This window comes from Boseongicola aestuarii, from assembly GCF_900184815.1.
Taxonomy (GTDB): domain Bacteria; phylum Pseudomonadota; class Alphaproteobacteria; order Rhodobacterales; family Rhodobacteraceae; genus Boseongicola; species Boseongicola aestuarii.
In genome coordinates this window covers 31,316-54,101 of record NZ_FXXQ01000016.1, presented here as the reverse complement: position 1 = coordinate 54,101, position 22,786 = coordinate 31,316, and the positions used below count along the sequence as shown (strand labels likewise).

Here is a 22,786-nt window from a genome sequence, read left to right as displayed (position 1 = left end):
CAAACAGATGCTGCAACCAAAGCGCACTAAATTCCGCAAGATGCACAAAGGCCGCATCAAGGGTGAAGCCAAGGGTGGATCCGATCTGAACTTTGGCACGTATGGCCTGAAAGCCACCGAGCCAGAGCGTGTGACCGCACGTCAGATCGAAGCTGCCCGTCGTGCCATGACGCGTCACATGAAGCGTCAGGGCCGTGTGTGGATCCGCATTTTCCCGGACACTCCGGTGACCTCCAAGCCTGTCGAAGTTCGTATGGGTAAAGGTAAAGGGAGCGTGGATTTCTGGGCCTGCAAAGTGAAGCCAGGCCGCGTGATGTTCGAGATCGACGGTGTGACGGACGACGTCGCTCGCGAGGCCCTGCGCCTTGCTGCGATGAAGCTGCCAGTCAAGACCCGCACGATCGTTCGCGAAGACTGGTAAGTATCGCTTTCGCAATGCGAACAGGATCGGATCAGTCTGGCAAATCCTGAACGGATTTGCGGTTGATAACCGAAACAAGACCAAAAACTGGGCGGAGCGTTGGCTCCGCCCTTTTCACATTCTGCTGGGGAGCGTGCGCTTGATGAAATCCGTTGATGTTGTGAAATGGATCGCAACGGTTATCCAGCTCTTTGGGTATGGCCTGACCGGTCTGAATATCGTGCCTTGGAATGTGTTTGCCTTTTTGATCGGTATTGCGCTGTGGTTCGCGGTGGGCGTGATGTGGAAAGACCGGGCCATCATGCTGGTGCATGTCGGCGCTTTTCTTTCCCTGTCGGTCGGGTACCTGAACGCCTGAAGCCGTCTCAAGAGATTTGCGGGGCCGCTGCTGCCGTGATGCGACCCAATATCGCCGACGTCCTCTTGCGAGCGCTCCAATCTTTGGGCCGACAACCTGCGAACATCGCCTCTCGTTTTAGACCGCGATCCGCGCTAAAAGGCGGATATGTCAAACATACGCATGCTCTTTTCTACCCCGCTCTATCACTCCCGGCTCTCCGGCATTGACGCCGGCGAACTGGAAGCTTCCTGCCTGTCCATCGCCGAGGACGACGAGGCAGGTCAGGCCTGGTGCGAAGAAAACGACTTTCCGGGCTACACCAGTTACGCCAGCCTGAGCGACCTCGGCTGGCGGTTCCCGATCTTTGCCGACCTGATCAAGAAACTTGACGCGCATGTCGCCGCTTTCGTCGAGACACTGGATTTTGACCTGGGCGATCGCAAAATCGTTCTGGAAGACCTGTGGATCAATATCCTGCCCGAGGGCGGCATCCATACCGCCCACATTCACCCCCATTCAGTGGTCAGCGGCACGACCTATGTGGCCATGCCAAAAGGCGGCAGTGCAATCAAATTCGAAGATCCGCGCCACGCGATGATGATGGCCGCCCCTCCTCGCAGGAAAGACGCGAGAGACGAGTTGAAAACATTCGTCTACGTCGCGCCCAAGGTCGGAGATGTGCTGTTGTGGGAAAGCTGGCTGCGCCACGAAGTGCCAATGAACATGGCTGAAGACGACCGCATCAGCGTCAGCTTCAACTATAAATGGGAAAGTTGACCGGCCCCTCCTTCTTCTGTTGAAAAATATCCCGGGGGTCCGGGGGTGGAACCCCCGGCGGATCGCGGCCGAAGGCCGGGAAAACCGATCTGAAAACAAGGGTTGCCAATACGGGCCGCGGGGCCTATACGGCGCGCTTACTGTCCACTCCACCGGAATCAGAGTGACCCTTTTGGGCTCTCCGGTGATGTTGAAAAAGGAATACGGCGATGGACGCCAATGAACTGCGGGAGAAAACTCCCGATCAGCTCCGTGACGAGCTGGCAAACCTCAAGAAAGAGGCTTTCAACCTCCGCTTCCAGCAGGCCACGGGCCAGTTGGAAAACACTGCCCGTATGCGCGTCGTGCGCCGCGAAGCAGCCCGGGTTAAGACCATTTTGAACCAGAAGGCGGCCGCTGCCGCTGCGGAGGCCTGAAGAAATGCCTAAAAGAATCCTCACAGGCACCGTCACCAGCGATGCGAACGCTCAAACCGTCACCGTGTCGGTCGAGCGCCGTTTCACGCATCCGGTTCTGAAGAAAACCATCCGTAAGTCCAAGAAGTACCGGGCTCACGATGCGGCCAATACATTCAAGACGGGCGATCTGGTCCGCATCCAGGAATGTGCGCCGAAGTCGAAAACGAAACGTTGGGAGGTTTTGGCCGACTAAGCCAAAGCCACCTAGAATATTAGCGAAACCCTGGGGCCAATGACTGCAAAGCGGTCCCACAGGTCGGGAGAAACCAAATGATCCAGATGCAGACCAACCTGGATGTTGCTGACAACAGCGGCGCGCGCCGTGTTCAGTGCATCAAGGTATTGGGTGGTTCCAAGCGTCGTTACGCTTCCGTCGGTGACATTATTGTCGTCTCGGTAAAAGAAGCCATCCCACGCGGTCGTGTGAAGAAAGGGGACGTGCGTAAAGCCGTCGTCGTTCGCACTGCCAAAGAAGTCCGCCGCGAAGATGGCACCGCGATCCGTTTTGATCGCAACGCCGCCGTCATCCTGAACAACAACAACGAGCCGATCGGTACACGTATCTTCGGACCAGTTGTTCGCGAGCTGCGCGCAAAGAACTTCATGAAAATCATCTCGCTCGCCCCGGAGGTGCTGTAAGATGGCTGCTAAGCTTAAATCCGGCGACAAGGTCGTCGTCCTTGCTGGCAAGGACAAGGGTCGCGAAGGCACGATCACATCCATCAACCCGAAAGCCGGCAAGGCTGTGGTTGACGGTGTGAACATGGCCATTCGCCACACCAAGCAATCTCAGAATGACCAAGGTGGTCGTCAGCCGGTCGCTGTGCCGATCCAGCTTTCGAACCTCGCTCTGGTAGACAGCAACGGCAAGGCAACACGCGTCGGCTTCAAAGTCGAAGACGGCAAGAAAGTGCGCTTCGCCAAAACAACAGGAGACGTGATCTGATGCTTGATACAGCAACATACACACCACGCCTCGTCACTGTTTATCGCGAGACGATCCGCCCTGCGATGAAAGAAGAGTTCGGCTACAAGAACGACATGCAAATCCCGCGTTTGGACAAGATTGTTCTGAACATCGGTGCTGGCGCTGAAGCGGTTCGGGATTCCAAGAAAGCCAAATCGGCTCAGGAAGACCTGACCAAGATCGCCGGTCAGCAGGCCGTCATCACGAAAGCCAAGAAATCCATCGCTGGTTTCCGCGTTCGCGAAGACATGCCTCTGGGGGCCAAGGTTACCCTTCGCGGCGACCGCATGTACGACTTTCTTGATCGCCTGATCACCGTTGCAATGCCTCGTATTCGCGACTTCCGCGGCGTGAAGGGCACATCGTTCGACGGTCGTGGCAACTATGCCATGGGCATGAAAGAGCACATCGTTTTCCCGGAAATCGACTTTGACAAAGTCGACGAAGTCTGGGGACTGGACATCATCATCTGCACCAACGCCAACACGGATGCAGAAGCCAAGGCGCTGTTGAAGCATTTCAACATGCCATTCAACAGCTGAGCCTGGGAGAGAGTACGAGATGGCAAAGAAAGCAATGATCGAACGCGAAAAGAAGCGTCAGGCTCTGGTGGACAAATACGCCACCAAACGCGCTGCGCTTAAAGTGATCGCAAACGATGAAAGCAAGCCGATGGAAGAGCGTTTCAAAGCGCGCCTCAAGCTTGCAAAACTGCCGCGCAACAGCTCGGCCACACGTCTTCACAACCGTTGTCAGCTGACGGGGCGTCCACACGCCTATTACCGCAAGCTGAAAATGTCGCGGATCGCGCTGCGGGATCTTGGCTCGTCGGGCCAAATTCCCGGTCTCGTGAAGTCAAGCTGGTAAGGGGGTATCAAAAAATGAACGATCCTCTTGGTGATATGCTGACGCGCATTCGAAATGCGCAGATGCGTGGAAAATCCACAACTCAGACGCCGGCCTCCAAGCTGCGCAAATGGGTTCTCGAAGTGCTGGCGGACGAAGGTTACATCCGCGGTTTCGAAGAGACGACAGGCAAGGACGGCCACCCGGCCCTCGAAATCAGCCTGAAGTACTACGAAGGCACTCCGGTAATTCGCGACCTCAAGCGCGTGTCGACCCCTGGTCGTCGTGTGTACATGGGCGTAAAAGACATCCCCACGGTCCGTCAGGGTCTGGGTGTGGCTATCGTATCGACGCCGAAGGGCGTGATGTCAGATCAAGCAGCACGGTCAGCCAACGTCGGCGGCGAAGTGCTCTGCACGGTCTTCTAAGGAGGGAACGATGTCTCGAATTGGGAAAAAACCGGTAGAGCTGCCATCGGGTGTGGAAGCATCCGTGTCGGGTCAGACCGTCACTGTCAAAGGCCCGAAAGGCCAGCGCCAGTTCACTGCGTCGGACGACGTGTCGATCGTGATTGATGGCAACATCATCAAGGTCGAGCCACGCGGAAAATCCAAGCGCGCCAAGCAGCAGTGGGGCATGAGCCGCACCATGGTTGGCAACCTTGTTACCGGCGTTTCGACCGGTTTCAAGAAAGAGCTTGAGATCAACGGTGTTGGTTACCGTGCACAGGTTCAGGGCAATGTCCTGAAGCTGAACCTCGGTTACAGCCACGAAGTGAATTTCGATGTGCCAGAGGGTGTGACTGTTACATCCGAAAAACCAACGGAAATCACCGTTGCGGGCATTGATCAGCAACTCGTCGGTCAGGTCGCGGCAAACATCCGCGAATGGCGTGCGCCCGAGCCCTATAAGGGCAAGGGTATCAAGTACAAAGACGAATATATCTTCCGCAAGGAAGGTAAGAAGAAGTAAGGACCGGACACATGGCACTTTCCAAAAGAGAGCTGTTCCAGAAGCGTCGTATGCGCGTCCGGAACAAACTTCGCAAAGTGAACGCAGGGCGCGTGCGTCTTTCCGTTCACCGTTCGAACAAGAACATCAGCGTCCAGTTGATCGACGATCTGGCAGGCACGACGCTTGCGTCTGCATCGTCGCTTGAGAAGGACCTTGGCGTTGTTGGCAAGAACAACATCGAAGCGGCAACCAAAGTCGGCACGGCCATCGCCGAGCGCGCCAAAAAGGCGGGCATCGAAGAGGCTTATTTCGACCGTGGCGGCTTCCTGTTCCACGGCAAGGTGAAGGCTCTGGCCGACGCGGCCCGTGAAGCAGGACTGAAGATCTAAACGGCGTGGGGGGCGTTATGCCCCTCCGATGACCCGGGCTTTTTGGCACCAGGGTTGGACCAACGGCACGGTGTGCCACGATAAAATGAGGAGGCCAGATGGCCAGAGAACCACAACAGAGGGGCGGCCGCCGCAATCGCGACGAGACCCCGGAATTCGCTGACCGACTGGTCGCGATCAACCGCGTTTCCAAGACCGTTAAGGGTGGTAAGCGCTTTGGCTTCGCAGCACTTGTCGTCGTTGGCGACCAGAAGGGCCGCGTTGGTTTTGGCAAAGGTAAGGCGAAAGAGGTCCCCGAGGCTATTCGCAAAGCCACCGAGCAAGCCAAGCGTCAGATGATCCGCGTGCCTTTGCGCGAAGGTCGCACGTTGCACCACGATATCGACGGTCGTCACGGTGCTGGCCGCGTTGTCATGCGCACAGCGCCGACGGGTACTGGTATCATTGCCGGTGGTCCGATGCGTGCTGTGTTCGAGATGCTTGGCATTCAGGACGTTGTCGCGAAATCGCTGGGATCGCAGAACCCCTACAACATGATCCGCGCCACCATTGACGGTCTGAACAAGCAAGCGAGCCCGCGCTCGGTTGCGCAGCGTCGTGGCAAGAAGGTCGCCGACATCCTGCCAAAGCGTGACGAAGCGCCCGCTGCGGCTGCTGAGACTGAGGAAGCTTGATCATGGCTAAAACTATTGTCGTAAAGCAGATCGGTTCGCCAATCCGCCGCCCACAGGAGCAGCGCGCGACGCTGATCGGACTGGGCCTGAACAAGATGCACCGCACGCGTGAGCTAGAGGATACGCCCTCGGTTCGCGGCATGGTTAACAAGATCCCGCATCTGGTAGAGATCATCGAAGAGCGCGGCTAAGGCTGAGTTTTTTGTGGAACATTTTAGGGCGTCTCGAGGAATAGAGGCGCCCTTTTCTTTAGGGCCGGATCACGCTTCAGCAAAGTTTGCCGCAGCATATCGGGTTGTGCATCGGGGCCTATGCAGCAGCATCTGTTCTTTGAGAGGTGTCAGACACCTGGAATTGCTGAGTCAGTTCGCGCAGGTCCTTTGCTCCACTCGACAAATTCGCACATGCCGCGCTCGTCTCCTCGAACATGGCAGCGTTCTTCTGCGTGACTATGCCCATTTCTTCAATAGTCGAATTCAATGATGAAATCTGATCTCTCTCATCCTGGGTACAACTGGAGATGCTATCCATTTGGGAAGTTATTTCGGAGATGGTGATTTCCACGCTTCCAAGAGAGTCGACCGTTTTGGCAATCTGCGATGACCCGTTCTCGACCTCTGCACCCGATCGATCAATCAGTGTGCGAATGCTGGTGGCGCTCTCTGAAGACCTTTGCGCCAAACCGCGAACTTCCGCAGCGACAACCGAAAAACCTCGACCCGCATCACCAGCTCGTCCGGCTTCTACTCCAGCGTTCAGCGCCAGGAGATTGGTCTGAAGCGCGATACCCTCAATAAGTTCAACGATCTTTCCGATCTTCCCGGACTCAATCCTGATCTTTTCCATTGCCTGAGAAGCTTGCATGACAACGTCACCACTTGCTTGCGCGTCGGATTGTGCGGATTGGGCTGAGAGATGAGCATCTTCAACACTAGAGGCGTTCGCGCGAACGCTCTTTGTGAGTTCACGCAGAACTTCGGAGGTTTCGTTGAGATTTTGGGCTTGGACTTCCGTCCGGCGTGCGAGATCGTTGGTTGATGTTGATATTTCTCGAATTTCTGCATCCATTTGCTCGGACCTTTGGGCGACGACGGACACCATTCCTCCAATGACTGCATCGCGGCATTAAACCCGGCACGCAAAGTTGCGTAGTCTTCTGGCAGCTCCTGCGTGATCCGTGCAGTCAGATCGCCCCCTTCAAGCCTTGTGAGAGCCACCCGCAGCGTATCGACGACTTGCGCCTGCTCCTCGCTCTTGGCCTGTACAACTCTCGTGCGTAGCTCTTCCGATCTCTGTTATTCAAGTTCCGCTGCTTTTCGCACTTCGTCAGCTTTGCGTGCTTGTTCCAATGCTGCTTCCGCGGCAGTTTTAGCCTCAAGCGCCTCGTTTTGCGCTGTTTCTGCCCGATCCTTCGATGCCACGGCTTCTTTTTTGGCGCGATCAGCGTCTTTCAAGCTATCTTCCAGCGCCTCATTTTGATGTCTCATATCGCGATCCGCGCGATTGAGCTGATGCACGGTCGCCACGAGCGCGAATGTTTCCATCAGGACGATCACCGCGTGAAAAATGGTGCGCGCCAAATTCTCAAGGAATCCCCCAGTCGGATAAATCAAAGAGGGCATTATGAAGGACAGCGACAGGTGGTGCAGCGCGATAATGAAGGTCCCAAGGAAGAGCGCTGCGATGCTGCGCAAACTGACTAGGCAAGCCAGCAACGCGAAAAACATCATATGGCTGTCGAGTTGCCAAGGATGTCCCTGGAAGGCGGCGGTGAATGCAATCGCCTGACCTATCAAGGCGACGGAGGCACCTAGGGGTGCGAGGCGCGGCTGGGCGACTGCCATCACCACACCAAGGATCAAAAACGCGAAAGACGTTCCCACGACAGAGGCCAGATGTGATCCGACAACCAGTGCTGTACCGGCCCCGCAGACAAGCAAAACGGCCGCAAGCACAAAGACCATGCTAACTGGGTTGAAGGGTATCGAGCGTAGCATTTTAATTCTTCCTTGTGAGAGTTGTGCGGTCCTTGGTGATCCCGCAAATCGCGGCCAGAGTGCTTGCCGGCACCATGACGTAGCCCGCCTGCAAAAGCAGAGTTCTGGAGGAGGGTGGGGCATGTATCATTTTGGCAAGAAGACCACGGAATGGGCCGACCTCACTTGCGCCGTAAGAGATCAAATTCCTCTGGGAAAGCGATGATCCGCCGCCATCAACGATTATGTAGAGATCGGCGGGGTCAGCCTGACCGGCTTGCGACGAAACAATTGCCAAAGGGCTCACGAGCAATGTGAGACAGGCGATCGCAAGATACCAAGCTATAGAGTGGTTCATGGAAGGCTTAATTGCCCATAGGGCTTAAAATGTGCCTAACGCGAAGCTTAAGCCAGAACTACGGATACACGGGAACCGTTTGGATCGGCGATAGCGAGTCACTTTCTGTCCGTACGGCGTGACTTTCCTCGTCTACGCCACTTCAAAAGCCGCAAGTCCACCTTCATACCTCTTGCCAAACCCCGCCGACTTCCCCTATACGCCGCCGGTGGCCCCAAAATGGGTCACGTAAACCTTATCAAAAACGCCGTGTTCGGCCGCTCCCGTCGCTGGGGGCCGCATCCGGCAAGGAGAAGCGACATGAAACTGAATGAACTCCGGGACAATCCCGGTGCTACCAAAAAACGTAAACGCATTGGCCGTGGTCCGGGTTCGGGCACTGGTAAGACCGGTGGACGTGGTATCAAAGGCCAGAAGTCCCGTTCGGGCGTTGCGATCAAAGGATATGAGGGTGGCCAGATGCCACTCTATCAGCGTCTGCCAAAGCGCGGCTTTTCCAAGCCGAACCGCAAGGCATTTGCTGTTGTGAACCTTGGTCTGATCCAGAAGTTCATCGACGACAAGAAGATCGACGCCAAGAAAGACATCACCGAAGATGTACTGATCGAAAGCGGTCTGGTCCGTCGCAAAAAGGACGGTGTTCGCGTTCTGGCCAAGGGTGAGTTCTCGGCCAAGGCGACGATCGCTGTGACAGGTGCGTCGAAGTCCGCAATTGCTGCGGTCGAAAAAGCAGGTGGATCACTGACGGTCACATCCGCGTCGGCGGCTGAGTAACGACTTGTGAGCGGCGCATGAGCCGCTTACATAACTCACAGGTTTTCCAAGCTGCCGCCATCCGGGAACCGGTTTGGCGGCGCTTTTATTAAAGAGAGACATGTATGGCATCCGCAGCAGAGCAAATGGCAGCCAACGTCAGCTGGTCAACGCTTGGAAAAGCGACCGAGTTGCGGCAACGCCTGCTTTTCACCCTCGGCCTTCTGATCGTTTACCGCATCGGCACCTATATTCCGGTCCCCGGCATCGACGGACAGGCGCTTCGTGACTTTATGGAACAGGCCGCAGGCGGGATCGCCGGCGTTTTGGGTATGTTCACGGGTGGCGCGCTGAGCCGGATGGGCATTTTCGCTCTGGGCATCATGCCGTATATTTCGGCCTCGATCATCGTGCAGCTTCTGGCATCCATGTGGGCGCCGTTGAAGCAGCTGAAGAAAGAGGGCGAGAACGGACGCCGGAAAATAACGCAATACACGCGGTATGGCACGGTTTTCCTGGCAACAGTGCAGGCATATGGTCTGGCTGTGTCGATGCAGGCAGGCGGTCTGGTGACCAACCCCGGCTGGTTCTTTATCTCATCGACCGTGATCACGCTGGTTGGCGGCACGATGTTCCTTATGTGGCTGGGTGAGCAGATCACAGCCCGCGGCGTCGGCAACGGTATTTCGCTGATTATCTACGTCGGTATTATCGCGGAGCTTCCCGGTGCTTTGGCGCAGTTCTTTGCGCAAGGCCGTTCGGGCGCTTTGTCGACGGCGGTTATTCTGGGTATCGTCGTGATGCTGCTGGCGACGCTTGTCTTTGTGGTCTTCATGGAGCGCAGTCTGCGGAAGGTGCATATTCAGTACCCACGCCGTCAGGTGGGTATGAAGGTCTATGACGGCGGCTCGTCGCACTTGCCGATCAAGGTGAACCCTGCGGGTGTTATCCCGGCGATCTTTGCTTCGTCCTTGTTGCTGTTGCCTACAACGCTTTCGACCTTCTCGGGCGGTAATGCCGGGCCGGTGATGAGCTGGATTCTGGCCTATTTCGGACCCGGACAGCCGCTCTATCTGCTGTTCTTCGGCGGCATGATCATGTTCTTCACATACTTTTACACATTCAACGTGGCCTTCAAGCCCGAGGATGTGGCCGAGAACCTGAAGAACCAAAACGGCTTTATTCCGGGTATTCGGCCCGGCAAGAAGACCGAGGAATACCTTGAATACGTTGTGAATCGTATTCTTGTGCTGGGCTCGGGTTATCTGGCGCTGGTGTGCCTTATGCCCGAGATCGTGCGCACGAACCTTGCGATCACGGCCTATTTCGGCGGCACGTCGATCCTGATTATTGTTTCTGTGGGTATGGACTTTATTCAGCAGGTCCAGTCTCATCTTCTGGCTCATCAATACGAAGGGCTGATTGAGAAGTCCCAACTGCGCGGCAAAAAGCGCGGTGGGAAGACACGGGGGACTAACAGACGATGAACATAATCCTGCTCGGGCCACCGGGTGCCGGTAAAGGCACGCAAGCTCGCATTCTGGTTGACGGTCGCAATATGATCCAACTGTCGACCGGGGACATGCTGCGCGATGCGCGGTCTTCCGGCACAGCAATGGGCAAGAAGGTCGCGGCGATCATGGACGCGGGAGAGTTGGTCACGGACGCGATTGTGATCGGGCTGATCGAAGAGAAGCTTGAAGGCGATCAACGTGGGGGGTTCATCTTTGACGGGTTCCCGCGGACGCTGGCGCAGGCCGACGCGTTGAACGATATCCTTGCAAAGCACGGAACGGGGCTGGACCACGTCATTTCGATGGAAGTGAACGACAAGGCGCTGGTTGCGCGGATCACAGCGCGCTCGACCTGCGGTGATTGTGGTGAGGTTTACAATGACATCACCAAACCGATCCCGGATGACGGGAAGTGTTCGAACTGCGGTGGTACGGAATTCACGCGCCGCGCGGACGACAATGAGGAGAGCCTCAAGACGCGTCTGATGGAGTATTACAAGAAGACCTCGCCGCTGATCGGTTACTACCATGCCAAGGGCCAGCTGCGCTGGGTGCCGGGGCTGGGCGAGATCGACGAAGTTGCTGCGGGAATTGCACGCGTTTTGGACGCGTGAGGTTTCCGTTTCGCAAGAAAGCATGACATTCTCAAAGGGCCGCCGTTTGGCGGCTCTTTTTCATTGGGCGAGGCTGTCATGCGCATTCTTTTTACGTCGACAAAAGGCGAAGGCCATATTCGCCCGCTTTTGCCATATGCCAGGGCTGCGGCCGGACTTGGGCATGACGTTCAGATTGCCGCGCCCGAACCTTGTGCGCCGATCATCGCGAAAGCGGGGTTCAGGCACCATGTTTTCGAGTGCCTGAGTGGTCCGGAGTTGGAGGCTATTTGGGGGCCGCACCGTGGTGTGCGTGACGACGATATGGTGAAGATCGCGATCCCTCAGATGTTTGCCGGTGCGACTGCCGAGAGATCAATGCCGGGCCTGAGGCAGGCGGTTGAGACTTGGCGACCGGATGTGATTGTGCGCGAGTCGGTGGAATATGCCGGATTGGTGGTGGCCGAGGCGTATGGCATTCCGCACGCCCGCGTTAATGTCCATAACTGCGGGTTCGAGGAGCTTGTCAATTCTTACGCGGTTGAGCCGGTTGCGACCTTGTTGGAAGGTGTCGGCGCCGCAGGCGACTCAAAGGCTATGATCTGGGAAGAACCGGTTTTCACGGCTTTTCCCGAGACTTTTGACGGGGATGCTCAAGCTGGCGAAAACAACCCGCCCATGCGCGTTAGTACCGCTTCGAGTGGACCGGTTCCCGAAACGGACTGGACGCCGAAAGGGGAGCGCCCGCTTGTCTATATGACATTCGGCACCGTTGCTGCGGGATTTGGCCAAAAGGGACATCTCTATCAATTGGTTCTGGATGCCCTTGCGCAGACCGATACCGAGATCCTGCTGACTGTGGGCCCAAATTTTGACATCAGTTCACTTGAGAATGTGCCGGGAAATGTGGACGTGCGCAGCTTTGTTCCGCAGGCCGCAGTGTTTCCCCATGCAGCGGCGATCCTGTGTCATGGCGGTTCAGGAACGTTGCTGGGCGGATTCGGCGCGGGTTTGCCACAGGTGGTCACGCCGCTTTTCGCGGACCAGTTCGACAATGCCAGGCGCGCCGAGCGCGCCGGACTTGGTCTGATGGTGTCCGACCCGATTGAAGAGGGTGTCGCCGACGCCGTGACGGAGATCATGAAAAACCAGGATATTGCCGAGCGATGCGCTTTGGTGGCGGCGGAAATGGCTTCACTTGTTCCCTCAGATGTCGCGGCTGAACGAATGGTCGGGCTGGCGCGCGGAGGGTGAGATTTGGCAGGCGATCGGGCGGAAGACGAAACGCCCCGAACGCCCTTGACCCCATGGCCGCAACGCCCTAGATACCGCCATCTCGAAAGAGAATCGGTTAACCACGCAGGGGTCGCTCCCCGCAGGAAAACCATCCGATCAGATTCGTAAAGCCCGTGGCCGCACGCCTCGGGCTTGCGTTGTGAAAAAAGGGTCCGGCATTACGGACCCGCAACGAAAAGGAAGTCCAAACGTGGCACGTATTGCCGGCGTAAACATCCCGACTGCAAAGCGGGTTCCAATCGCCCTTACCTATATCACCGGAATCGGCCCTGCTTCGGCAAAGTCGATCTGCGAAGCCGTAAACATTGATGAGACACGTCGTGTAAACGAACTGTCCGATGCCGAAGTCCTTGCGATCCGCGAGCACATCGACGCGAACTTCACTGTTGAAGGCGACCTGCGCCGTGAAGTGCAGATGAACGTCAAGCGTCTGATGGACCTTGGTTGCTATCGTGGCCTGCGCCACCGTCGCAACCTGCCGGTTCGCGGTCAGCGCACCCACACCAACGCTCGCACCCGCAAAGGCCCCGCAAAGGCCATTGCCGGTAAGAAGAAATAAGGGAGGGTTTGACCGATGGCACGTGAACGTCGCGTCAAGAAGAAGGTCTCCAAGAACATCGCTACTGGCGTTGCTCATGTGAATTCATCCTTCAACAACACAAAAATCCTGATCTCGGACGTACAGGGCAATGCGATTGCCTGGTCGTCGGCAGGCACCATGGGCTTCAAAGGCTCGCGGAAGTCGACACCTTACGCCGCTCAGATGGCTGCGGAAGATGCAGGCAAGAAGGCACAGGAACACGGCGTCCGCACGCTGGAAGTGGAAGTTCAGGGTCCGGGTTCGGGTCGTGAATCAGCACTTCGTGCGTTGGCCGCCGTTGGTTTCAACATCACGTCGATCCGTGACGTGACGCCGATTGCCCACAACGGCTGCCGCCCACCTAAGCGCCGCCGCGTCTAAGGCTTGAGTTACTAGCTGTCGGGTCTCGATGCATGTCGAGGCCCGGCGTCGTTATTTTGACCCTCGGGGCGTCTGCTGTCTTGGACATGGGCCGCGGACCGGAATTGAGGAGACCCACATGATCCATAAGAACTGGCAAGAACTGATTAAGCCGATGCAACTGGACGTAAAGCCGGGCAATGACCCTGCGCGGATCGCCACTGTTGTTGCGGAACCTCTTGAGCGCGGCTTTGGCCTGACGCTTGGCAACGCGCTGCGTCGCGTTTTGATGTCGTCGCTTCAGGGCGCGGCTATCACGTCTGTTCAGATCGACAACGTTCTGCACGAGTTTTCCAGCGTTGCTGGTGTGCGCGAAGACGTCACGGACATCGTTTTGAACCTGAAAGGCGTTGCGATCCGTATGGAAGTTGAGGGACCAAAGCGTCTGTCGATTTCCGCAAAGGGTCCACAGGTTGTGACCGCTGGTGACATCACTGAAACCGCTGGCATCGAGATCCTGAACAAGGATCACGTGATCTGCCACCTGGATGACGGCGCTGATCTGTTCATCGAACTGACCGTGAACACCGGCAAAGGCTATGTTGCTGCCGACAAGAACCGCCCCGAGGACGCGCCGATTGGCCTGATCCCGGTCGATGCGATCTATTCGCCTGTGAAGAAGGTCTCGTACGACGTTCAGCCCACACGTGAAGGTCAGGTTCTTGATTATGACAAGCTGACACTGAAACTGGAAACAGATGGTTCGGTTACGCCGGACGATGCCGTTGCTTACGCGGCGCGCATTCTTCAGGATCAGCTGTCGATCTTCGTGAACTTCGACGAGCCCGAGTCGGCCCGCGCAGAGAGCGATGATGATGGTCTTGAGTTCAACCCGCTTCTGCTGAAGAAGGTTGACGAGCTTGAGCTGTCGGTGCGTTCGGCTAACTGCCTGAAGAACGACAACATCGTCTACATCGGCGATCTTATTCAGAAGACCGAAGCAGAAATGCTGCGCACGCCGAACTTTGGCCGCAAATCGCTGAACGAGATCAAGGAAGTGCTGTCCGGAATGGGTCTGCACCTTGGCATGGATGTCGAGGAATGGCCGCCGGAGAACATCGAAGATCTGGCCAAGAAATTTGAAGATCAGTTTTGATCTTTGAGTGGCGGGCGTGACAGCGCCCGCCATTGACGACCGGGCACATGCCCCAAGGAGAGTCGGTGACACGCATCGCCGGCCGGACAAAGCAAAACCGCCCGTAGAGGGCACATATTTGGAGAAGACACATGCGTCACGCACGAGGCTATCGCCGCCTGAACCGCACCCATGAGCACCGCAAGGCGCTTTTTGCAAACATGGCTGGCTCGCTCATCGAACATGAGCAAATCAAGACAACTTTGCCAAAGGCAAAGGAACTCAAGCGCATCATCGATAAGCTGATCACGCTGGGCAAGCGCGGCGATTTGCACGCGCGTCGTCAGGCGGCATCGCAGTTGAAGCAGGACGCCTATGTGGCGAAGCTGTTCGACGTTCTTGGGCCACGTTATGCCGAGCGTCAGGGCGGTTATTCCCGCGTTCTGAAGGCTGGTTTCCGTTATGGTGACATGGCGCCGATGGCGATCATCGAGCTGGTCGACCGCGACGTCGACGCCAAGGGCGCCGGAGACCGCGCACGGGTTGCAGAAGAAGAAGCTGCAGAAGAATAAGAATCAGACCACTGTCTGATGCGAAGGGCTGCCAGGGGCAGCCCTTTTGCGTTTTAGCTGACGTAACGTCGTCTGGTGACTGTGATGGAAAGAGTTTCAAGCAGGCGTTGTTCAGCAAGGTCTGGCGCCCCTGTACGTAACTCGCTGAAATACAAGAATTGCTTAAGGCTTTGCGTGGTTTCGACAGGCACTGAAGCGATCAGGTCGCTCCATAGAACGGCTTTTGCCATGATTATATCCATCGGAGAGTTGAGTTTGCTAAATACACTTTAAAGTTGACTAGCGCCGAAACAACCTATCTATTTGGACAGGTCGGGCATGACCTCGCTTTAAGACACGGGTAAGGTGAGGATTGATCGTCAGCCGACGCAGGGGTGCGGGCGAAGATAACGAAGGTAGCCGTTCATATGTGGCGCGACAACGAGACCTACGAGACACTGCACAAGGGGCCCGTTTCAGGCGACGCCCGGCGTCCGGGTCTTGAAGCTGGTTTCGACGCGCTTGCGCGAGTGGCACCCAAGGGATTTTCGGCAGGACTCCACATCCGTTTTGCGTCGCCGATGATCTACATGCGAACGTATGACGAAGCGTGGACCAAAATATATGACGAGAATGCGTATGCCTTGCGTGACCCCCTGGTTTTTTGGGGGCTGGGTGGCAAGGGATCTACGCGCTGGAGTGCGATCCGTTTGCCGGATCCTTTCAACATTCTTGGTCAGGCCCGTGAGCACGGGCTGATATATGGGGCTGTGGTGTCATACGGGCCAATCACTTCGCGCACGATTGTCGGCATTGCCAGAGACGATCGGGAATTCACCGACGAAGAAATTGCCGACACCGTGAAGATCGTTCAGGATTTGCACATTGCTGCCGCACCCCCGACGGAGTTAACGCGCGCACAGAAAGAAGCGTTGCGTTTGCTAGCTGATGGGGATCGGCATACTGCCGCGGCAGCAAAACTCGGGATTTCCGAAAGTGCATTCAAGGCCAGACTTCAATCGGTGCGTGTCCGGTTGGGGGCGCGTACGACGGCTCAGGCACTCAAGAAGGCTCGGGAATACCAACTGCTCTAAGTGGATCTCGTTTCCTATCAGGTTTTTTAACCAACCCTGACTGGAGGCACTTCCAATGCAAATTACGACTCTCTCTTTTGACAACATGCACAACCACGGTGAACTGTTCGCAAACATGCTGCGTGCACGCCATAAGACATTTATCGAACACAAGAACTGGGACCTGCCGCAGGCGGATGGCATGGAGTACGACCAGTACGACACACCGGCCAGCCGTTGGGTGGCGGTTCACGAGTTCGGTCAGGTGCTGGCGGGTGTGCGCCTGACACCGACGACGGCGCGCTGTGGCATCTATTCCTACTTGATCCGGGATGCGCAGAACGGGCTGCTGGCCAGCCTGCCGCAGGATTTGCTGTTCGAAGAAGCGCCGGTCGCCCCGCATATCTAGGAGTCGAGCCGCGTGTTCGTTTCAGAGTCGGTTCCCGCGAAGCTGCGGTTGCGCGTGCAATGTGCCTTGATCGACGAGATGGTACGGTCTGCCCGGACGTTCGGAACGACGTCGCTGGTGGGTATTGTGCCCGAACACAGCCCGCGTCTGGCGCGTCGTACGGGGATCGATTGCCAGCCCGCGGGACGGGTGATCGAGACGGATGACGGGGATCGTTCGGTCTGTATTAACATCGCATTGGCCTCGAAGCTGCACTAGCAGATTGGGCTTTTCGGCGGCGCGGCAGGGGCGTAGCCTTGGCCGCGTATGGCAGATTTGTTTGATACCCCTTCGTCCAAGTCAAAGGACAGCGCGATGCGGCCGATGGCCGACAGGCTTCGCCCCGCCGCGCTGTCCGATGTCATTGGGCAAGATCACTTGCTGGGCCCCGAGGGTCCGCTGGGCGCAATGCTGGCGTCCGGGCAATTGTCGTCGCTTATTCTTTGGGGGCCGCCGGGGGTAGGGAAGACCACGATCGCGCGGCTTCTGGCGGATGCGACGGATCTGACATTTGTGCAGATTTCGGCGATTTTTACTGGTGTCGCTGATCTGAAAAAGGTGTTCGAGGCGGCGCGGATACGGCGCACGAATGGGCAGGGGACTTTGTTGTTCGTGGACGAAATCCACCGTTTCAACAAAGCGCAGCAGGATGGGTTTCTGCCGTACATGGAGGACGGCACGATCCTTTTGGTGGGAGCGACCACCGAAAATCCATCGTTTGAGTTGAATTCGGCTGTTTTGAGCCGCTCGCAGGTCATGGTGCTTGAGCGTTTGACTCTGGCATCTCTGGAGTTGTTGGCACAGCGGGCTGAACGGGAGGCGAAGCACAAGTTGCCACTGGACGGGTCTGCGCGGGATGCGTTGCTGGAGATGGCGGACGGGGACGGGCGGGCGTTACTCAATCTGATGGAGCAGGTTTTCTCGTGGCCGGACACGGGCAAGTTGACGACCGAGGCTTTGACGAAGCGGCTGACGCGCCGGGCGGCGCAATACGATAAGTCGGGGGATGCGCATTACAATTTGATTTCGGCTTTGCATAAGTCGGTGCGGGGATCGGACCCGGATGCTGCGCTTTATTGGTTCGCGCGGATGCTGGAAGGCGGCGAGGATCCGCGGTTTCTGGCCCGGCGGATCACGCGGATGGCGGTGGAGGATATCGGTTTGGCCGACCCGCAGGCGCAGGCGCATTGCGTGTCCGCCTGGGAAACGTATGAACGGCTGGGGTCGCCCGAGGGGGAGTTGGCATTGGCGCAGGCGGTGACGTATCTGGCGCTGGCTCCGAAATCGAACTCGGTATATGTGGCATACAAGGCGGCGCGGGCGTCGGCGAAGAAGACCGGGTCCGAGCCTCCGCCGAAGCATATCCTGAACGCGCCGACGTCGATGATGAAGGAACAGGGCTATGGCGCGGGCTATGCTTATGACCATGATGCCGAGGACGGCTTTTCGGGGCAGAACTATTTCCCGGATGGGATGAAGCGGGGTGTTTTTTATCATCCGGCGGAACGGGGCTTTGAGCGCGAGCTGAAAAAGCGGCTGGATTTCTTTGTGAAACTGAGGGCCAAGCGCGGCGAGAGTTGACAATGGGCCGCCCAAAGGCGACAGCACGCGCCATGTTGGGACATTTCTTATCGGTAGGCCTTGGAGGCGCTTTGGGCGCTATGGCACGCTATGGCGTGGGGCTTGCGATTGTCCGGGCCGTTGGCCACGGCTTTCCGGTGGCGATCTTGACGGTGAACGTCGTCGGGTCGTTCCTGATGGGTGTGTTCGTGGTGGTGGCCGCGTACCGTGGGCTGACGTGGATGTCGCCATTGGTCATGACGGGCTTTCTTGGAGGGTTCACGACCTTTTCGGCCTTCTCGCTTGAAGCCGTGACCTTGTATGAGCGTGGTGAGGTCGGGCAAGCAGCGCTTTATGTTTGCTTGTCGGTCGTTTTGTCTATTGGCGGATTGGTGGCGGGACTTTGGGTCGCGCGGGGATTGATGACATGAGTGCGGTACAGACATTGACGGTTGCCGAAGACGACGCGGATCAGCGGCTTGATCGGTGGTTTCGCCGGCAGTTTCCGCATGTACAGCAGGGCAAGATCGAAAAGTTGTGTCGCAAGGGTGAAATTCGGGTGGATGGCGGTCGCGTGAAAGCCTCGACGCGGCTTGAGGCCGGGCAGACCGTCCGTGTTCCGCCGCTTCCTGATACGGCGGCCCCGAAGATCGTGCGCTCGAAGGTGTCGGATGCCGATGCCGAGATGATCCAGTCCTGCGTGATCTGGCGGGACGACCATTTGATTGCTCTGAACAAACCGCCGGGGCTTGCGACGCAAGGTGGCAGCAAGCAAACGCGACATGTGGATGGTCTGGGCGATGCGCTTAGGTTTGGGATGGATGAAAAGCCGCGGCTTGTTCATCGACTGGACAAGGATACTTCGGGGATATTGCTTTTGGCGCGCACCCGCACCGCGTCGGCTGCACTTTCGGAGTCGTTCCGGTCGCACGACACGCGCAAGATTTACTGGGCAGCCGTTGCCGGCACGCCGCATCCTTTGATGGGAACGGTGCGTTACGGGTTGGTGAAGGCTGGCGGGCGTGGCGATGGGGGCGAGGGCGAGAAGATGCATTGCATCCATCCCCGTGAGATCGATGCGACGCCGGGCGCCAAACGCGCAACGACGGATTACGCGGTGTTGTCGTCGCTTGGGAAGCGGGTGAGCTGGGTGGCTTTGGTGCCGATCACCGGGCGGACGCATCAGCTCCGCGCCCATATGGCTGAACTGGGTCATCCGATCATCGGAGACGGGAAGTATGGTGGGTCGGCGCAAGAAAATCTTGGCGATGGCTGGGGCGCTCAATTGGGCGGAGAGATCAGCAAGAAACTGCATCTGCATGCCCGGACGCTGATCTTCGATCATCCGATCACAGGGAGCCGCCTGACGTTGACAGCGCCTTTGCCCGAGCATTTCGCGCGGACCTGGGAAATGCTGGACTGGCGCGCGGAGGATGTTCCCGTCGACCCATTTGACGAGGACGAACTGTGAGCGACTGGGCGCCGAAACGCTTTTGGAAAAGCGTTGAAATTAAAACCGTGGATGGCGGTTTTGCAGTGACGCTGGACGGGCGGAACGTACGCACGCCCGGAAAGGCGCTGCTGGCAGTGCCGACCGAGGCGATGGCCAGACACATCGCCAACGAGTGGGAGGCGCAGACCGAGAAGGTGGATCCCCGGACAATGCCCTGGACGCGGTCGGCGAACTCGGCGATTGACAAGCTATCGGTTCAGCGCCGCGAGGTTGAAGACCATCTGATCGGATACGCGGGAACGGATTTGGTATGTTACCGGGCCGAGTCGCCGCAAGGGCTGGTCGAGCGACAGGCACAGGGCTGGGATCCGATTCTCGATAACATCGAAAAAACGTTTGGTGTGCGCTTTTTGACCGCCTCTGGCGTGATGCCGGTGCCACAAGCGCCGGAATCTCTGGATATCTTACGCAACGTCATGTCGGAAATGAGCGATTTTGCGATCACGGGCTTCCATGACATCGTCACCCTGTCCGGTTCTTATCTTATTGCGGTGTCCGTCACGCTGAAAGCCGTTGAACCAAAGGCTGCTTGGCAGCTTTCACGCATAGATGAGGACTGGCAGATCGAGCAGTGGGGGCGCGACGAAGAAGCCGACGCGCAGGCTGAGACCAAGCGCGAAGCCTTTATGCACGCGACACATTTCTTCACTTCTGCCTGAAATATGTGCTTTGTCTGCGCGTAAGCGTATGTTTTCTAACATTCTTGCTTAATTCTTCGTGAAGCTTAGAAATGCGGCAACAGGCCTTGACCTTGCGTGTGGAGTGCCTTCAGAGTAAATCCCACCTGATCGTAGCTCACGCGATCTAACTTAAATCCAGAACCATGAAGGTTCAGTTGACCGCTATAGAGCGGATACCATGGGAGAGGTATATATGAAGAATACTCTTTTTCTCGGCGCACTTGCATGCACCGCACTAACTGCCGGTGTCGCCGGGGCAGCGACGCTTGACGAAGTCAAAGCGCGCGGCACGCTTAACTGTGGCGTGACCACCGGCGTTCCCGGATTTGCCGAGCCAGACGCCAACGGCGTTTGGCAGGGCTTTGACGTGGCTGTTTGCCGTGCCGTTGCAGCCGCCGTACTTTCCGATCCAAATGCCGTCGAGTTCGTTCCGACAACCGGCAAGACGCGCTTTACGGCGCTTGCTTCGGGCGAAATCGACATGCTGGCACGGAACACGACCTGGACGTTCAGCCGTGACGTTGACCTGAAGTTCGAATTCACCGGCGTCAACTACTACGACGGTCAAGGCTTCATGGCTCCGAAGGACCTGGGCGTGACATCGGCGAAGGAACTCGACGGTGCGACTGTCTGCATTCAGACCGGTACGACAACCGAGCTGAACCTCGCGGACTTCTTCCGTGCCAACGGCATTTCCTACGAGCCGGTTCCGATCGAAACCGGTGCGGAAGCTGTTCAGCAGTACAACGCCGGTGCCTGCGACGTCTATACAACGGACGCGTCTGCTCTGGCTGCCCAGCGTGCAAACTTCGAAGATCCCGCAGCGCATGTCATCATGCCGGAGATCATCTCGAAAGAGCCGCTCGGTCCACTTGTTCGCCACGGCGATAACGAATGGGCTGACATCGTTCGCTGGACGCTGAACGCACTGATCACAGCTGAAGAGCTGGGTGTGACATCGGCGAACCTGAACGAGCTTGCTGCCGGTTCCGACAACCCAGAGATCAACCGTCTTCTGGGCACAGAAGGTGACCTTGGCGGTATGCTGGGTCTCGACGCTGACTGGGCCGAGCGTGCGATTGGCGTTGCCGGCAACTATGGCGAAATCTTCGAAAAGAACATCGGTGAGTCCACGCCGATCGGTCTGGCCCGTGGCCTGAACGCTCAGTGGACTGATGGTGGCCTTCTCTACTCGCCACCTTTCCGCTAAGAACTGAGAAAGGGCGCGGATCACTCCGCGCCCTTTCGCTTTCTGGCTTTCTTGGAGGGCCAGACCTGGGACCGCGCATGCACCGAAAAGAGTGCGAACATAAGCGCCACTGCGACGGGGAAAGTCACTCATGACGACACTTGCCGACCAGCCGGTCACGGCATCCAACGAGTCATTCAAGCTTTCAATGCTTTTGAACGACACGCGGTATCGATCCTTAACATTTCAATTCATTGCGCTTGTCGCGATCATCGCTTTCATGGCGTTCGTCGGCGGCAACCTGGTGCGAAACCTGACGGAAGCGGGACTGAATATTTCCTATGCCTTCCTCGGTGAGCCATCGGGCTATGACATCAACCAGCGACCGATTGAGTATGACAGCCAGTCCTCGCATGGACGCGCCGCTGTCGTCGGCCTGCTGAATACGCTGATTGTTGCGTTTCTGGCCTGTGTCACGGCCACCATATTCGGCGTGATCGCCGGCGTTCTGCGGCTTTCGAACAACTGGATCGTCAGCAAGTTGATGTCTTTTTACGTAGAGATCTTCCGAAACGTGCCGGTGCTGATCTGGATCCTGATCATCTTCTCGGTGATGATCAACGTGGCACCTTCGCCGCGAGATTTCCGGGGCGACGATGCAGTAGCTTCGATGTGGTTGTTTGACAGTATCGCAGTTACCAACCGGGGCGTTTACCTGCCGAAACCGGTGATGGGTGATGGGTCGATGATCGTTCTGGCGGTTTTTGCTCTGTCGGTCATCGGAATTTTTGCGTTCCGCAACTATGCACGCAAGCAGTTGTTCGATCACGGCAGAATGGTTCCGGTGTTCTGGCCATCCATTGGCTTGTTCTTCATTCCGGCAATTCTGACTCAGTTTGTTCTCGGGAATCCGATCACGCTGTCGTACCCGAGTCTGCAGGGTTTCAACTTCCGGGGTGGCATCACCATTCTCGGCTCGTTGATTGCCCTGTGGTTTGCCTTGGCGATTTACACCGGGGCTTTCATTGCTGAAAACGTGCGCGCCGGTATTCAGGCGATCTCGAAGGGGCAGACCGAAGCGGCCGCTGCTTTGGGATTACGTCCGAACCGGATCATGAGCCTTGTTGTCTTGCCGCAGGCGTTGCGAGTAATTATCCCGCCGCTGATTTCGCAGTATCTCAACATCACCAAGAACTCGTCGCTGGCAATTGCCGTCGGCTATATGGATGTGACGGGCACGCTGGGTGGCATCACCTTGCTGCAAACGGGTCGGGCAATCGAGACGATCCTGTTGCTCATGGCTTTTTATCTGACCGTGTCGCTGCTGATTTCGTTCTTCATGAACGTCTTCAACAACCGCATGAAGCTTCAGGAGCGTTGA

Annotated in this window: 35 protein-coding genes; 31 read left to right on the top strand and 4 right to left on the bottom strand. The window is 57.1% G+C overall.

Annotated features, from left to right (window positions below; translation table 11 throughout):
* Window positions 1-7 precede the first annotated feature (7 nt).
* The 14 genes from rplP (at window position 8) to rpmD (ending at window position 6,017) form a co-directional block, all read left to right on the top strand.
* Window positions 8-421: a 50S ribosomal protein L16 gene (rplP, locus tag BOA8489_RS17625; RefSeq protein WP_093975624.1), complete on the top strand. Its 414-nt coding sequence runs from the start codon at window positions 8-10 to the stop codon at window positions 419-421.
* A 142-nt stretch (window positions 422-563) separates the two neighbouring features.
* A complete protein-coding gene (locus BOA8489_RS17620) occupies window positions 564-779 on the top strand; it encodes a DUF6552 family protein (RefSeq protein ID WP_093975623.1) in 216 nt (71 codons plus the stop codon).
* A 147-nt stretch (window positions 780-926) separates the two neighbouring features.
* On the top strand, window positions 927-1,538 hold the full coding sequence (locus tag BOA8489_RS17615; protein WP_093975622.1) for a TIGR02466 family protein: 612 nt from the start codon (window positions 927-929) through the stop codon (window positions 1,536-1,538).
* Between the two features lie 209 nt (window positions 1,539-1,747).
* Window positions 1,748-1,954, top strand: a complete 207-nt coding sequence (rpmC, locus tag BOA8489_RS17610; protein WP_093975621.1) for a 50S ribosomal protein L29 — start codon at window positions 1,748-1,750, stop codon at window positions 1,952-1,954.
* Between the two features lie 4 nt (window positions 1,955-1,958).
* A complete protein-coding gene (gene rpsQ / locus BOA8489_RS17605) occupies window positions 1,959-2,189 on the top strand; it encodes a 30S ribosomal protein S17 (protein WP_093975620.1) in 231 nt (76 codons plus the stop codon).
* A gap of 77 nt (window positions 2,190-2,266) precedes the next feature.
* Window positions 2,267-2,635: a 50S ribosomal protein L14 gene (gene rplN, locus BOA8489_RS17600; protein ID WP_085526616.1), complete on the top strand. Its 369-nt coding sequence runs from the start codon at window positions 2,267-2,269 to the stop codon at window positions 2,633-2,635.
* Window position 2,636: 1 nt separating this feature from the next.
* Entirely contained in the window at window positions 2,637-2,942 is a 306-nt protein-coding gene (gene rplX, locus BOA8489_RS17595) for a 50S ribosomal protein L24 (RefSeq protein WP_093975619.1), read from the top strand.
* A complete protein-coding gene (gene rplE / locus BOA8489_RS17590) occupies window positions 2,942-3,505 on the top strand; it encodes a 50S ribosomal protein L5 (RefSeq protein WP_093975618.1) in 564 nt (187 codons plus the stop codon). Before rplX ends, rplE begins: the two co-directional genes overlap by 1 nt.
* A gap of 19 nt (window positions 3,506-3,524) precedes the next feature.
* On the top strand, window positions 3,525-3,830 hold the full coding sequence (rpsN, locus tag BOA8489_RS17585; RefSeq protein WP_093975617.1) for a 30S ribosomal protein S14: 306 nt from the start codon (window positions 3,525-3,527) through the stop codon (window positions 3,828-3,830).
* Window positions 3,831-3,844: 14 nt separating this feature from the next.
* Window positions 3,845-4,237, top strand: a complete 393-nt coding sequence (gene rpsH, locus BOA8489_RS17580) for a 30S ribosomal protein S8 (protein ID WP_093975616.1) — start codon at window positions 3,845-3,847, stop codon at window positions 4,235-4,237.
* 10 nt (window positions 4,238-4,247) lie between these two features.
* Window positions 4,248-4,781: a 50S ribosomal protein L6 gene (gene rplF / locus BOA8489_RS17575; protein WP_093975615.1), complete on the top strand. Its 534-nt coding sequence runs from the start codon at window positions 4,248-4,250 to the stop codon at window positions 4,779-4,781.
* Between the two features lie 11 nt (window positions 4,782-4,792).
* Window positions 4,793-5,152: a 50S ribosomal protein L18 gene (gene rplR, locus BOA8489_RS17570; RefSeq protein ID WP_093975614.1), complete on the top strand. Its 360-nt coding sequence runs from the start codon at window positions 4,793-4,795 to the stop codon at window positions 5,150-5,152.
* A gap of 98 nt (window positions 5,153-5,250) precedes the next feature.
* Window positions 5,251-5,826 (top strand): 30S ribosomal protein S5, encoded by a 576-nt coding sequence (gene rpsE / locus BOA8489_RS17565; RefSeq protein ID WP_093975613.1) that lies wholly within the window; start codon window positions 5,251-5,253, stop codon window positions 5,824-5,826.
* Window positions 5,827-5,828: 2 nt separating this feature from the next.
* Complete coding sequence (rpmD, locus tag BOA8489_RS17560) at window positions 5,829-6,017, top strand: 50S ribosomal protein L30 (protein WP_093975612.1); 189 nt, start codon at window positions 5,829-5,831, stop codon at window positions 6,015-6,017.
* Window positions 6,018-6,135: 118 nt separating this feature from the next.
* Here the strand turns inward: rpmD and BOA8489_RS17555 are convergent, their stop codons facing one another.
* The 3 genes from BOA8489_RS17555 to BOA8489_RS17545 form a co-directional block, all read right to left on the bottom strand.
* Complete coding sequence (locus BOA8489_RS17555) at window positions 6,136-6,894, bottom strand: methyl-accepting chemotaxis protein (RefSeq protein WP_176440357.1); 759 nt, start codon at window positions 6,892-6,894, stop codon at window positions 6,136-6,138.
* 227 nt (window positions 6,895-7,121) lie between these two features.
* The gene (locus BOA8489_RS17550) at window positions 7,122-7,670 is read right to left on the bottom strand and encodes a hypothetical protein (RefSeq protein ID WP_141138329.1); all 549 of its coding nucleotides are present in this window, start codon (window positions 7,668-7,670) and stop codon (window positions 7,122-7,124) included.
* Between the two features lie 154 nt (window positions 7,671-7,824).
* The gene (locus BOA8489_RS17545; protein ID WP_093975609.1) at window positions 7,825-8,160 is read right to left on the bottom strand and encodes a hypothetical protein; all 336 of its coding nucleotides are present in this window, start codon (window positions 8,158-8,160) and stop codon (window positions 7,825-7,827) included.
* A 300-nt stretch (window positions 8,161-8,460) separates the two neighbouring features.
* Between BOA8489_RS17545 and rplO the strand changes: the two genes are divergently transcribed.
* The 8 genes from rplO to rplQ all read left to right on the top strand — a co-directional run bounded on the left by rplO (window position 8,461) and on the right by rplQ (window position 14,963).
* The gene (gene rplO / locus BOA8489_RS17540; RefSeq protein WP_093975608.1) at window positions 8,461-8,934 is read left to right on the top strand and encodes a 50S ribosomal protein L15; all 474 of its coding nucleotides are present in this window, start codon (window positions 8,461-8,463) and stop codon (window positions 8,932-8,934) included.
* A gap of 104 nt (window positions 8,935-9,038) precedes the next feature.
* On the top strand, window positions 9,039-10,400 hold the full coding sequence (gene secY / locus BOA8489_RS17535; RefSeq protein ID WP_093975607.1) for a preprotein translocase subunit SecY: 1,362 nt from the start codon (window positions 9,039-9,041) through the stop codon (window positions 10,398-10,400).
* Window positions 10,397-11,041, top strand: coding sequence for an adenylate kinase (locus tag BOA8489_RS17530; protein ID WP_093975606.1), 645 nt, complete (start codon window positions 10,397-10,399; stop codon window positions 11,039-11,041). The genes secY and BOA8489_RS17530 overlap by 4 nt, the downstream gene beginning before the upstream one ends.
* A gap of 78 nt (window positions 11,042-11,119) precedes the next feature.
* Window positions 11,120-12,274 (top strand): glycosyltransferase, encoded by a 1,155-nt coding sequence (locus BOA8489_RS17525; protein WP_141138328.1) that lies wholly within the window; start codon window positions 11,120-11,122, stop codon window positions 12,272-12,274.
* Window positions 12,275-12,506: 232 nt separating this feature from the next.
* The gene (gene rpsM, locus BOA8489_RS17520) at window positions 12,507-12,875 is read left to right on the top strand and encodes a 30S ribosomal protein S13 (protein ID WP_093975604.1); all 369 of its coding nucleotides are present in this window, start codon (window positions 12,507-12,509) and stop codon (window positions 12,873-12,875) included.
* A 15-nt stretch (window positions 12,876-12,890) separates the two neighbouring features.
* Complete coding sequence (rpsK, locus tag BOA8489_RS17515) at window positions 12,891-13,277, top strand: 30S ribosomal protein S11 (protein WP_093975603.1); 387 nt, start codon at window positions 12,891-12,893, stop codon at window positions 13,275-13,277.
* Between the two features lie 118 nt (window positions 13,278-13,395).
* Window positions 13,396-14,412: a DNA-directed RNA polymerase subunit alpha gene (locus BOA8489_RS17510; RefSeq protein WP_093975602.1), complete on the top strand. Its 1,017-nt coding sequence runs from the start codon at window positions 13,396-13,398 to the stop codon at window positions 14,410-14,412.
* A 131-nt stretch (window positions 14,413-14,543) separates the two neighbouring features.
* A complete protein-coding gene (rplQ, locus tag BOA8489_RS17505) occupies window positions 14,544-14,963 on the top strand; it encodes a 50S ribosomal protein L17 (RefSeq protein ID WP_093975601.1) in 420 nt (139 codons plus the stop codon).
* Window positions 14,964-15,016: 53 nt separating this feature from the next.
* Here the strand turns inward: rplQ and BOA8489_RS20545 are convergent, their stop codons facing one another.
* The gene (locus BOA8489_RS20545) at window positions 15,017-15,193 is read right to left on the bottom strand and encodes a hypothetical protein (protein WP_176440356.1); all 177 of its coding nucleotides are present in this window, start codon (window positions 15,191-15,193) and stop codon (window positions 15,017-15,019) included.
* Between the two features lie 177 nt (window positions 15,194-15,370).
* Here BOA8489_RS20545 and BOA8489_RS17495 point away from each other — a divergent pair, with 177 nt between their 5' ends.
* From BOA8489_RS17495 to BOA8489_RS17460, 9 genes are all read left to right on the top strand, one after another.
* The gene (locus BOA8489_RS17495; RefSeq protein ID WP_093975599.1) at window positions 15,371-16,036 is read left to right on the top strand and encodes an autoinducer binding domain-containing protein; all 666 of its coding nucleotides are present in this window, start codon (window positions 15,371-15,373) and stop codon (window positions 16,034-16,036) included.
* 55 nt (window positions 16,037-16,091) lie between these two features.
* Entirely contained in the window at window positions 16,092-16,424 is a 333-nt protein-coding gene (locus BOA8489_RS21015; protein WP_306345771.1) for an acyl-homoserine-lactone synthase, read from the top strand.
* 12 nt (window positions 16,425-16,436) lie between these two features.
* Window positions 16,437-16,682, top strand: a complete 246-nt coding sequence (locus BOA8489_RS21010; protein ID WP_306345770.1) for a hypothetical protein — start codon at window positions 16,437-16,439, stop codon at window positions 16,680-16,682.
* Between the two features lie 48 nt (window positions 16,683-16,730).
* Window positions 16,731-18,044, top strand: coding sequence for a replication-associated recombination protein A (locus BOA8489_RS17485; protein ID WP_093975598.1), 1,314 nt, complete (start codon window positions 16,731-16,733; stop codon window positions 18,042-18,044).
* A 32-nt stretch (window positions 18,045-18,076) separates the two neighbouring features.
* Window positions 18,077-18,454 (top strand): fluoride efflux transporter CrcB, encoded by a 378-nt coding sequence (crcB, locus tag BOA8489_RS17480; protein ID WP_093975639.1) that lies wholly within the window; start codon window positions 18,077-18,079, stop codon window positions 18,452-18,454.
* Entirely contained in the window at window positions 18,451-19,494 is a 1,044-nt protein-coding gene (locus BOA8489_RS17475; protein ID WP_093975597.1) for an RluA family pseudouridine synthase, read from the top strand. The genes crcB and BOA8489_RS17475 overlap by 4 nt, the downstream gene beginning before the upstream one ends.
* Window positions 19,491-20,195: an ATP12 family chaperone protein gene (locus BOA8489_RS17470; protein WP_093975596.1), complete on the top strand. Its 705-nt coding sequence runs from the start codon at window positions 19,491-19,493 to the stop codon at window positions 20,193-20,195. Before BOA8489_RS17475 ends, BOA8489_RS17470 begins: the two co-directional genes overlap by 4 nt.
* A 214-nt stretch (window positions 20,196-20,409) precedes the next feature.
* Entirely contained in the window at window positions 20,410-21,426 is a 1,017-nt protein-coding gene (locus BOA8489_RS17465; protein WP_093975595.1) for an amino acid ABC transporter substrate-binding protein, read from the top strand.
* Window positions 21,427-21,556: 130 nt separating this feature from the next.
* Window positions 21,557-22,786 (top strand): amino acid ABC transporter permease, encoded by a 1,230-nt coding sequence (locus BOA8489_RS17460; RefSeq protein ID WP_093975594.1) that lies wholly within the window; start codon window positions 21,557-21,559, stop codon window positions 22,784-22,786.

What these genes read in the sequence shown, in the direction of transcription:
- rplP (WP_093975624.1), top strand. Translation starts at nt 8, where the DNA reads ATGCTGCAACCAAAGCGCACTAAATTCCGCAAGATGCACAAAGGCCGC.
- BOA8489_RS17620 (WP_093975623.1), top strand. Translation starts at nt 564, where the DNA reads ATGAAATCCGTTGATGTTGTGAAATGGATCGCAACGGTTATCCAGCTC.
- BOA8489_RS17615 (WP_093975622.1), top strand. Translation starts at nt 927, where the DNA reads ATGTCAAACATACGCATGCTCTTTTCTACCCCGCTCTATCACTCCCGG.
- rpmC (WP_093975621.1), top strand. Translation starts at nt 1,748, where the DNA reads ATGGACGCCAATGAACTGCGGGAGAAAACTCCCGATCAGCTCCGTGAC.
- rpsQ (WP_093975620.1), top strand. Translation starts at nt 1,959, where the DNA reads ATGCCTAAAAGAATCCTCACAGGCACCGTCACCAGCGATGCGAACGCT.
- rplN (WP_085526616.1), top strand. Translation starts at nt 2,267, where the DNA reads ATGATCCAGATGCAGACCAACCTGGATGTTGCTGACAACAGCGGCGCG.
- rplX (WP_093975619.1), top strand. Translation starts at nt 2,637, where the DNA reads ATGGCTGCTAAGCTTAAATCCGGCGACAAGGTCGTCGTCCTTGCTGGC.
- rplE (WP_093975618.1), top strand. Translation starts at nt 2,942, where the DNA reads ATGCTTGATACAGCAACATACACACCACGCCTCGTCACTGTTTATCGC.
- rpsN (WP_093975617.1), top strand. Translation starts at nt 3,525, where the DNA reads ATGGCAAAGAAAGCAATGATCGAACGCGAAAAGAAGCGTCAGGCTCTG.
- rpsH (WP_093975616.1), top strand. Translation starts at nt 3,845, where the DNA reads ATGAACGATCCTCTTGGTGATATGCTGACGCGCATTCGAAATGCGCAG.
- rplF (WP_093975615.1), top strand. Translation starts at nt 4,248, where the DNA reads ATGTCTCGAATTGGGAAAAAACCGGTAGAGCTGCCATCGGGTGTGGAA.
- rplR (WP_093975614.1), top strand. Translation starts at nt 4,793, where the DNA reads ATGGCACTTTCCAAAAGAGAGCTGTTCCAGAAGCGTCGTATGCGCGTC.
- rpsE (WP_093975613.1), top strand. Translation starts at nt 5,251, where the DNA reads ATGGCCAGAGAACCACAACAGAGGGGCGGCCGCCGCAATCGCGACGAG.
- rpmD (WP_093975612.1), top strand. Translation starts at nt 5,829, where the DNA reads ATGGCTAAAACTATTGTCGTAAAGCAGATCGGTTCGCCAATCCGCCGC.
- BOA8489_RS17555 (WP_176440357.1), bottom strand. Translation starts at nt 6,894, where the DNA reads ATGGATGCAGAAATTCGAGAAATATCAACATCAACCAACGATCTCGCA.
- BOA8489_RS17550 (WP_141138329.1), bottom strand. Translation starts at nt 7,670, where the DNA reads ATGGCAGTCGCCCAGCCGCGCCTCGCACCCCTAGGTGCCTCCGTCGCC.
- BOA8489_RS17545 (WP_093975609.1), bottom strand. Translation starts at nt 8,160, where the DNA reads ATGAACCACTCTATAGCTTGGTATCTTGCGATCGCCTGTCTCACATTG.
- rplO (WP_093975608.1), top strand. Translation starts at nt 8,461, where the DNA reads ATGAAACTGAATGAACTCCGGGACAATCCCGGTGCTACCAAAAAACGT.
- secY (WP_093975607.1), top strand. Translation starts at nt 9,039, where the DNA reads ATGGCATCCGCAGCAGAGCAAATGGCAGCCAACGTCAGCTGGTCAACG.
- BOA8489_RS17530 (WP_093975606.1), top strand. Translation starts at nt 10,397, where the DNA reads ATGAACATAATCCTGCTCGGGCCACCGGGTGCCGGTAAAGGCACGCAA.
- BOA8489_RS17525 (WP_141138328.1), top strand. Translation starts at nt 11,120, where the DNA reads ATGCGCATTCTTTTTACGTCGACAAAAGGCGAAGGCCATATTCGCCCG.
- rpsK (WP_093975603.1), top strand. Translation starts at nt 12,891, where the DNA reads ATGGCACGTGAACGTCGCGTCAAGAAGAAGGTCTCCAAGAACATCGCT.
- BOA8489_RS17510 (WP_093975602.1), top strand. Translation starts at nt 13,396, where the DNA reads ATGATCCATAAGAACTGGCAAGAACTGATTAAGCCGATGCAACTGGAC.
- rplQ (WP_093975601.1), top strand. Translation starts at nt 14,544, where the DNA reads ATGCGTCACGCACGAGGCTATCGCCGCCTGAACCGCACCCATGAGCAC.
- BOA8489_RS20545 (WP_176440356.1), bottom strand. Translation starts at nt 15,193, where the DNA reads ATGGCAAAAGCCGTTCTATGGAGCGACCTGATCGCTTCAGTGCCTGTC.
- BOA8489_RS17495 (WP_093975599.1), top strand. Translation starts at nt 15,371, where the DNA reads ATGTGGCGCGACAACGAGACCTACGAGACACTGCACAAGGGGCCCGTT.
- BOA8489_RS21015 (WP_306345771.1), top strand. Translation starts at nt 16,092, where the DNA reads ATGCAAATTACGACTCTCTCTTTTGACAACATGCACAACCACGGTGAA.
- BOA8489_RS17485 (WP_093975598.1), top strand. Translation starts at nt 16,731, where the DNA reads ATGGCAGATTTGTTTGATACCCCTTCGTCCAAGTCAAAGGACAGCGCG.
- crcB (WP_093975639.1), top strand. Translation starts at nt 18,077, where the DNA reads ATGTTGGGACATTTCTTATCGGTAGGCCTTGGAGGCGCTTTGGGCGCT.
- BOA8489_RS17475 (WP_093975597.1), top strand. Translation starts at nt 18,451, where the DNA reads ATGAGTGCGGTACAGACATTGACGGTTGCCGAAGACGACGCGGATCAG.
- BOA8489_RS17465 (WP_093975595.1), top strand. Translation starts at nt 20,410, where the DNA reads ATGAAGAATACTCTTTTTCTCGGCGCACTTGCATGCACCGCACTAACT.
- BOA8489_RS17460 (WP_093975594.1), top strand. Translation starts at nt 21,557, where the DNA reads ATGACGACACTTGCCGACCAGCCGGTCACGGCATCCAACGAGTCATTC.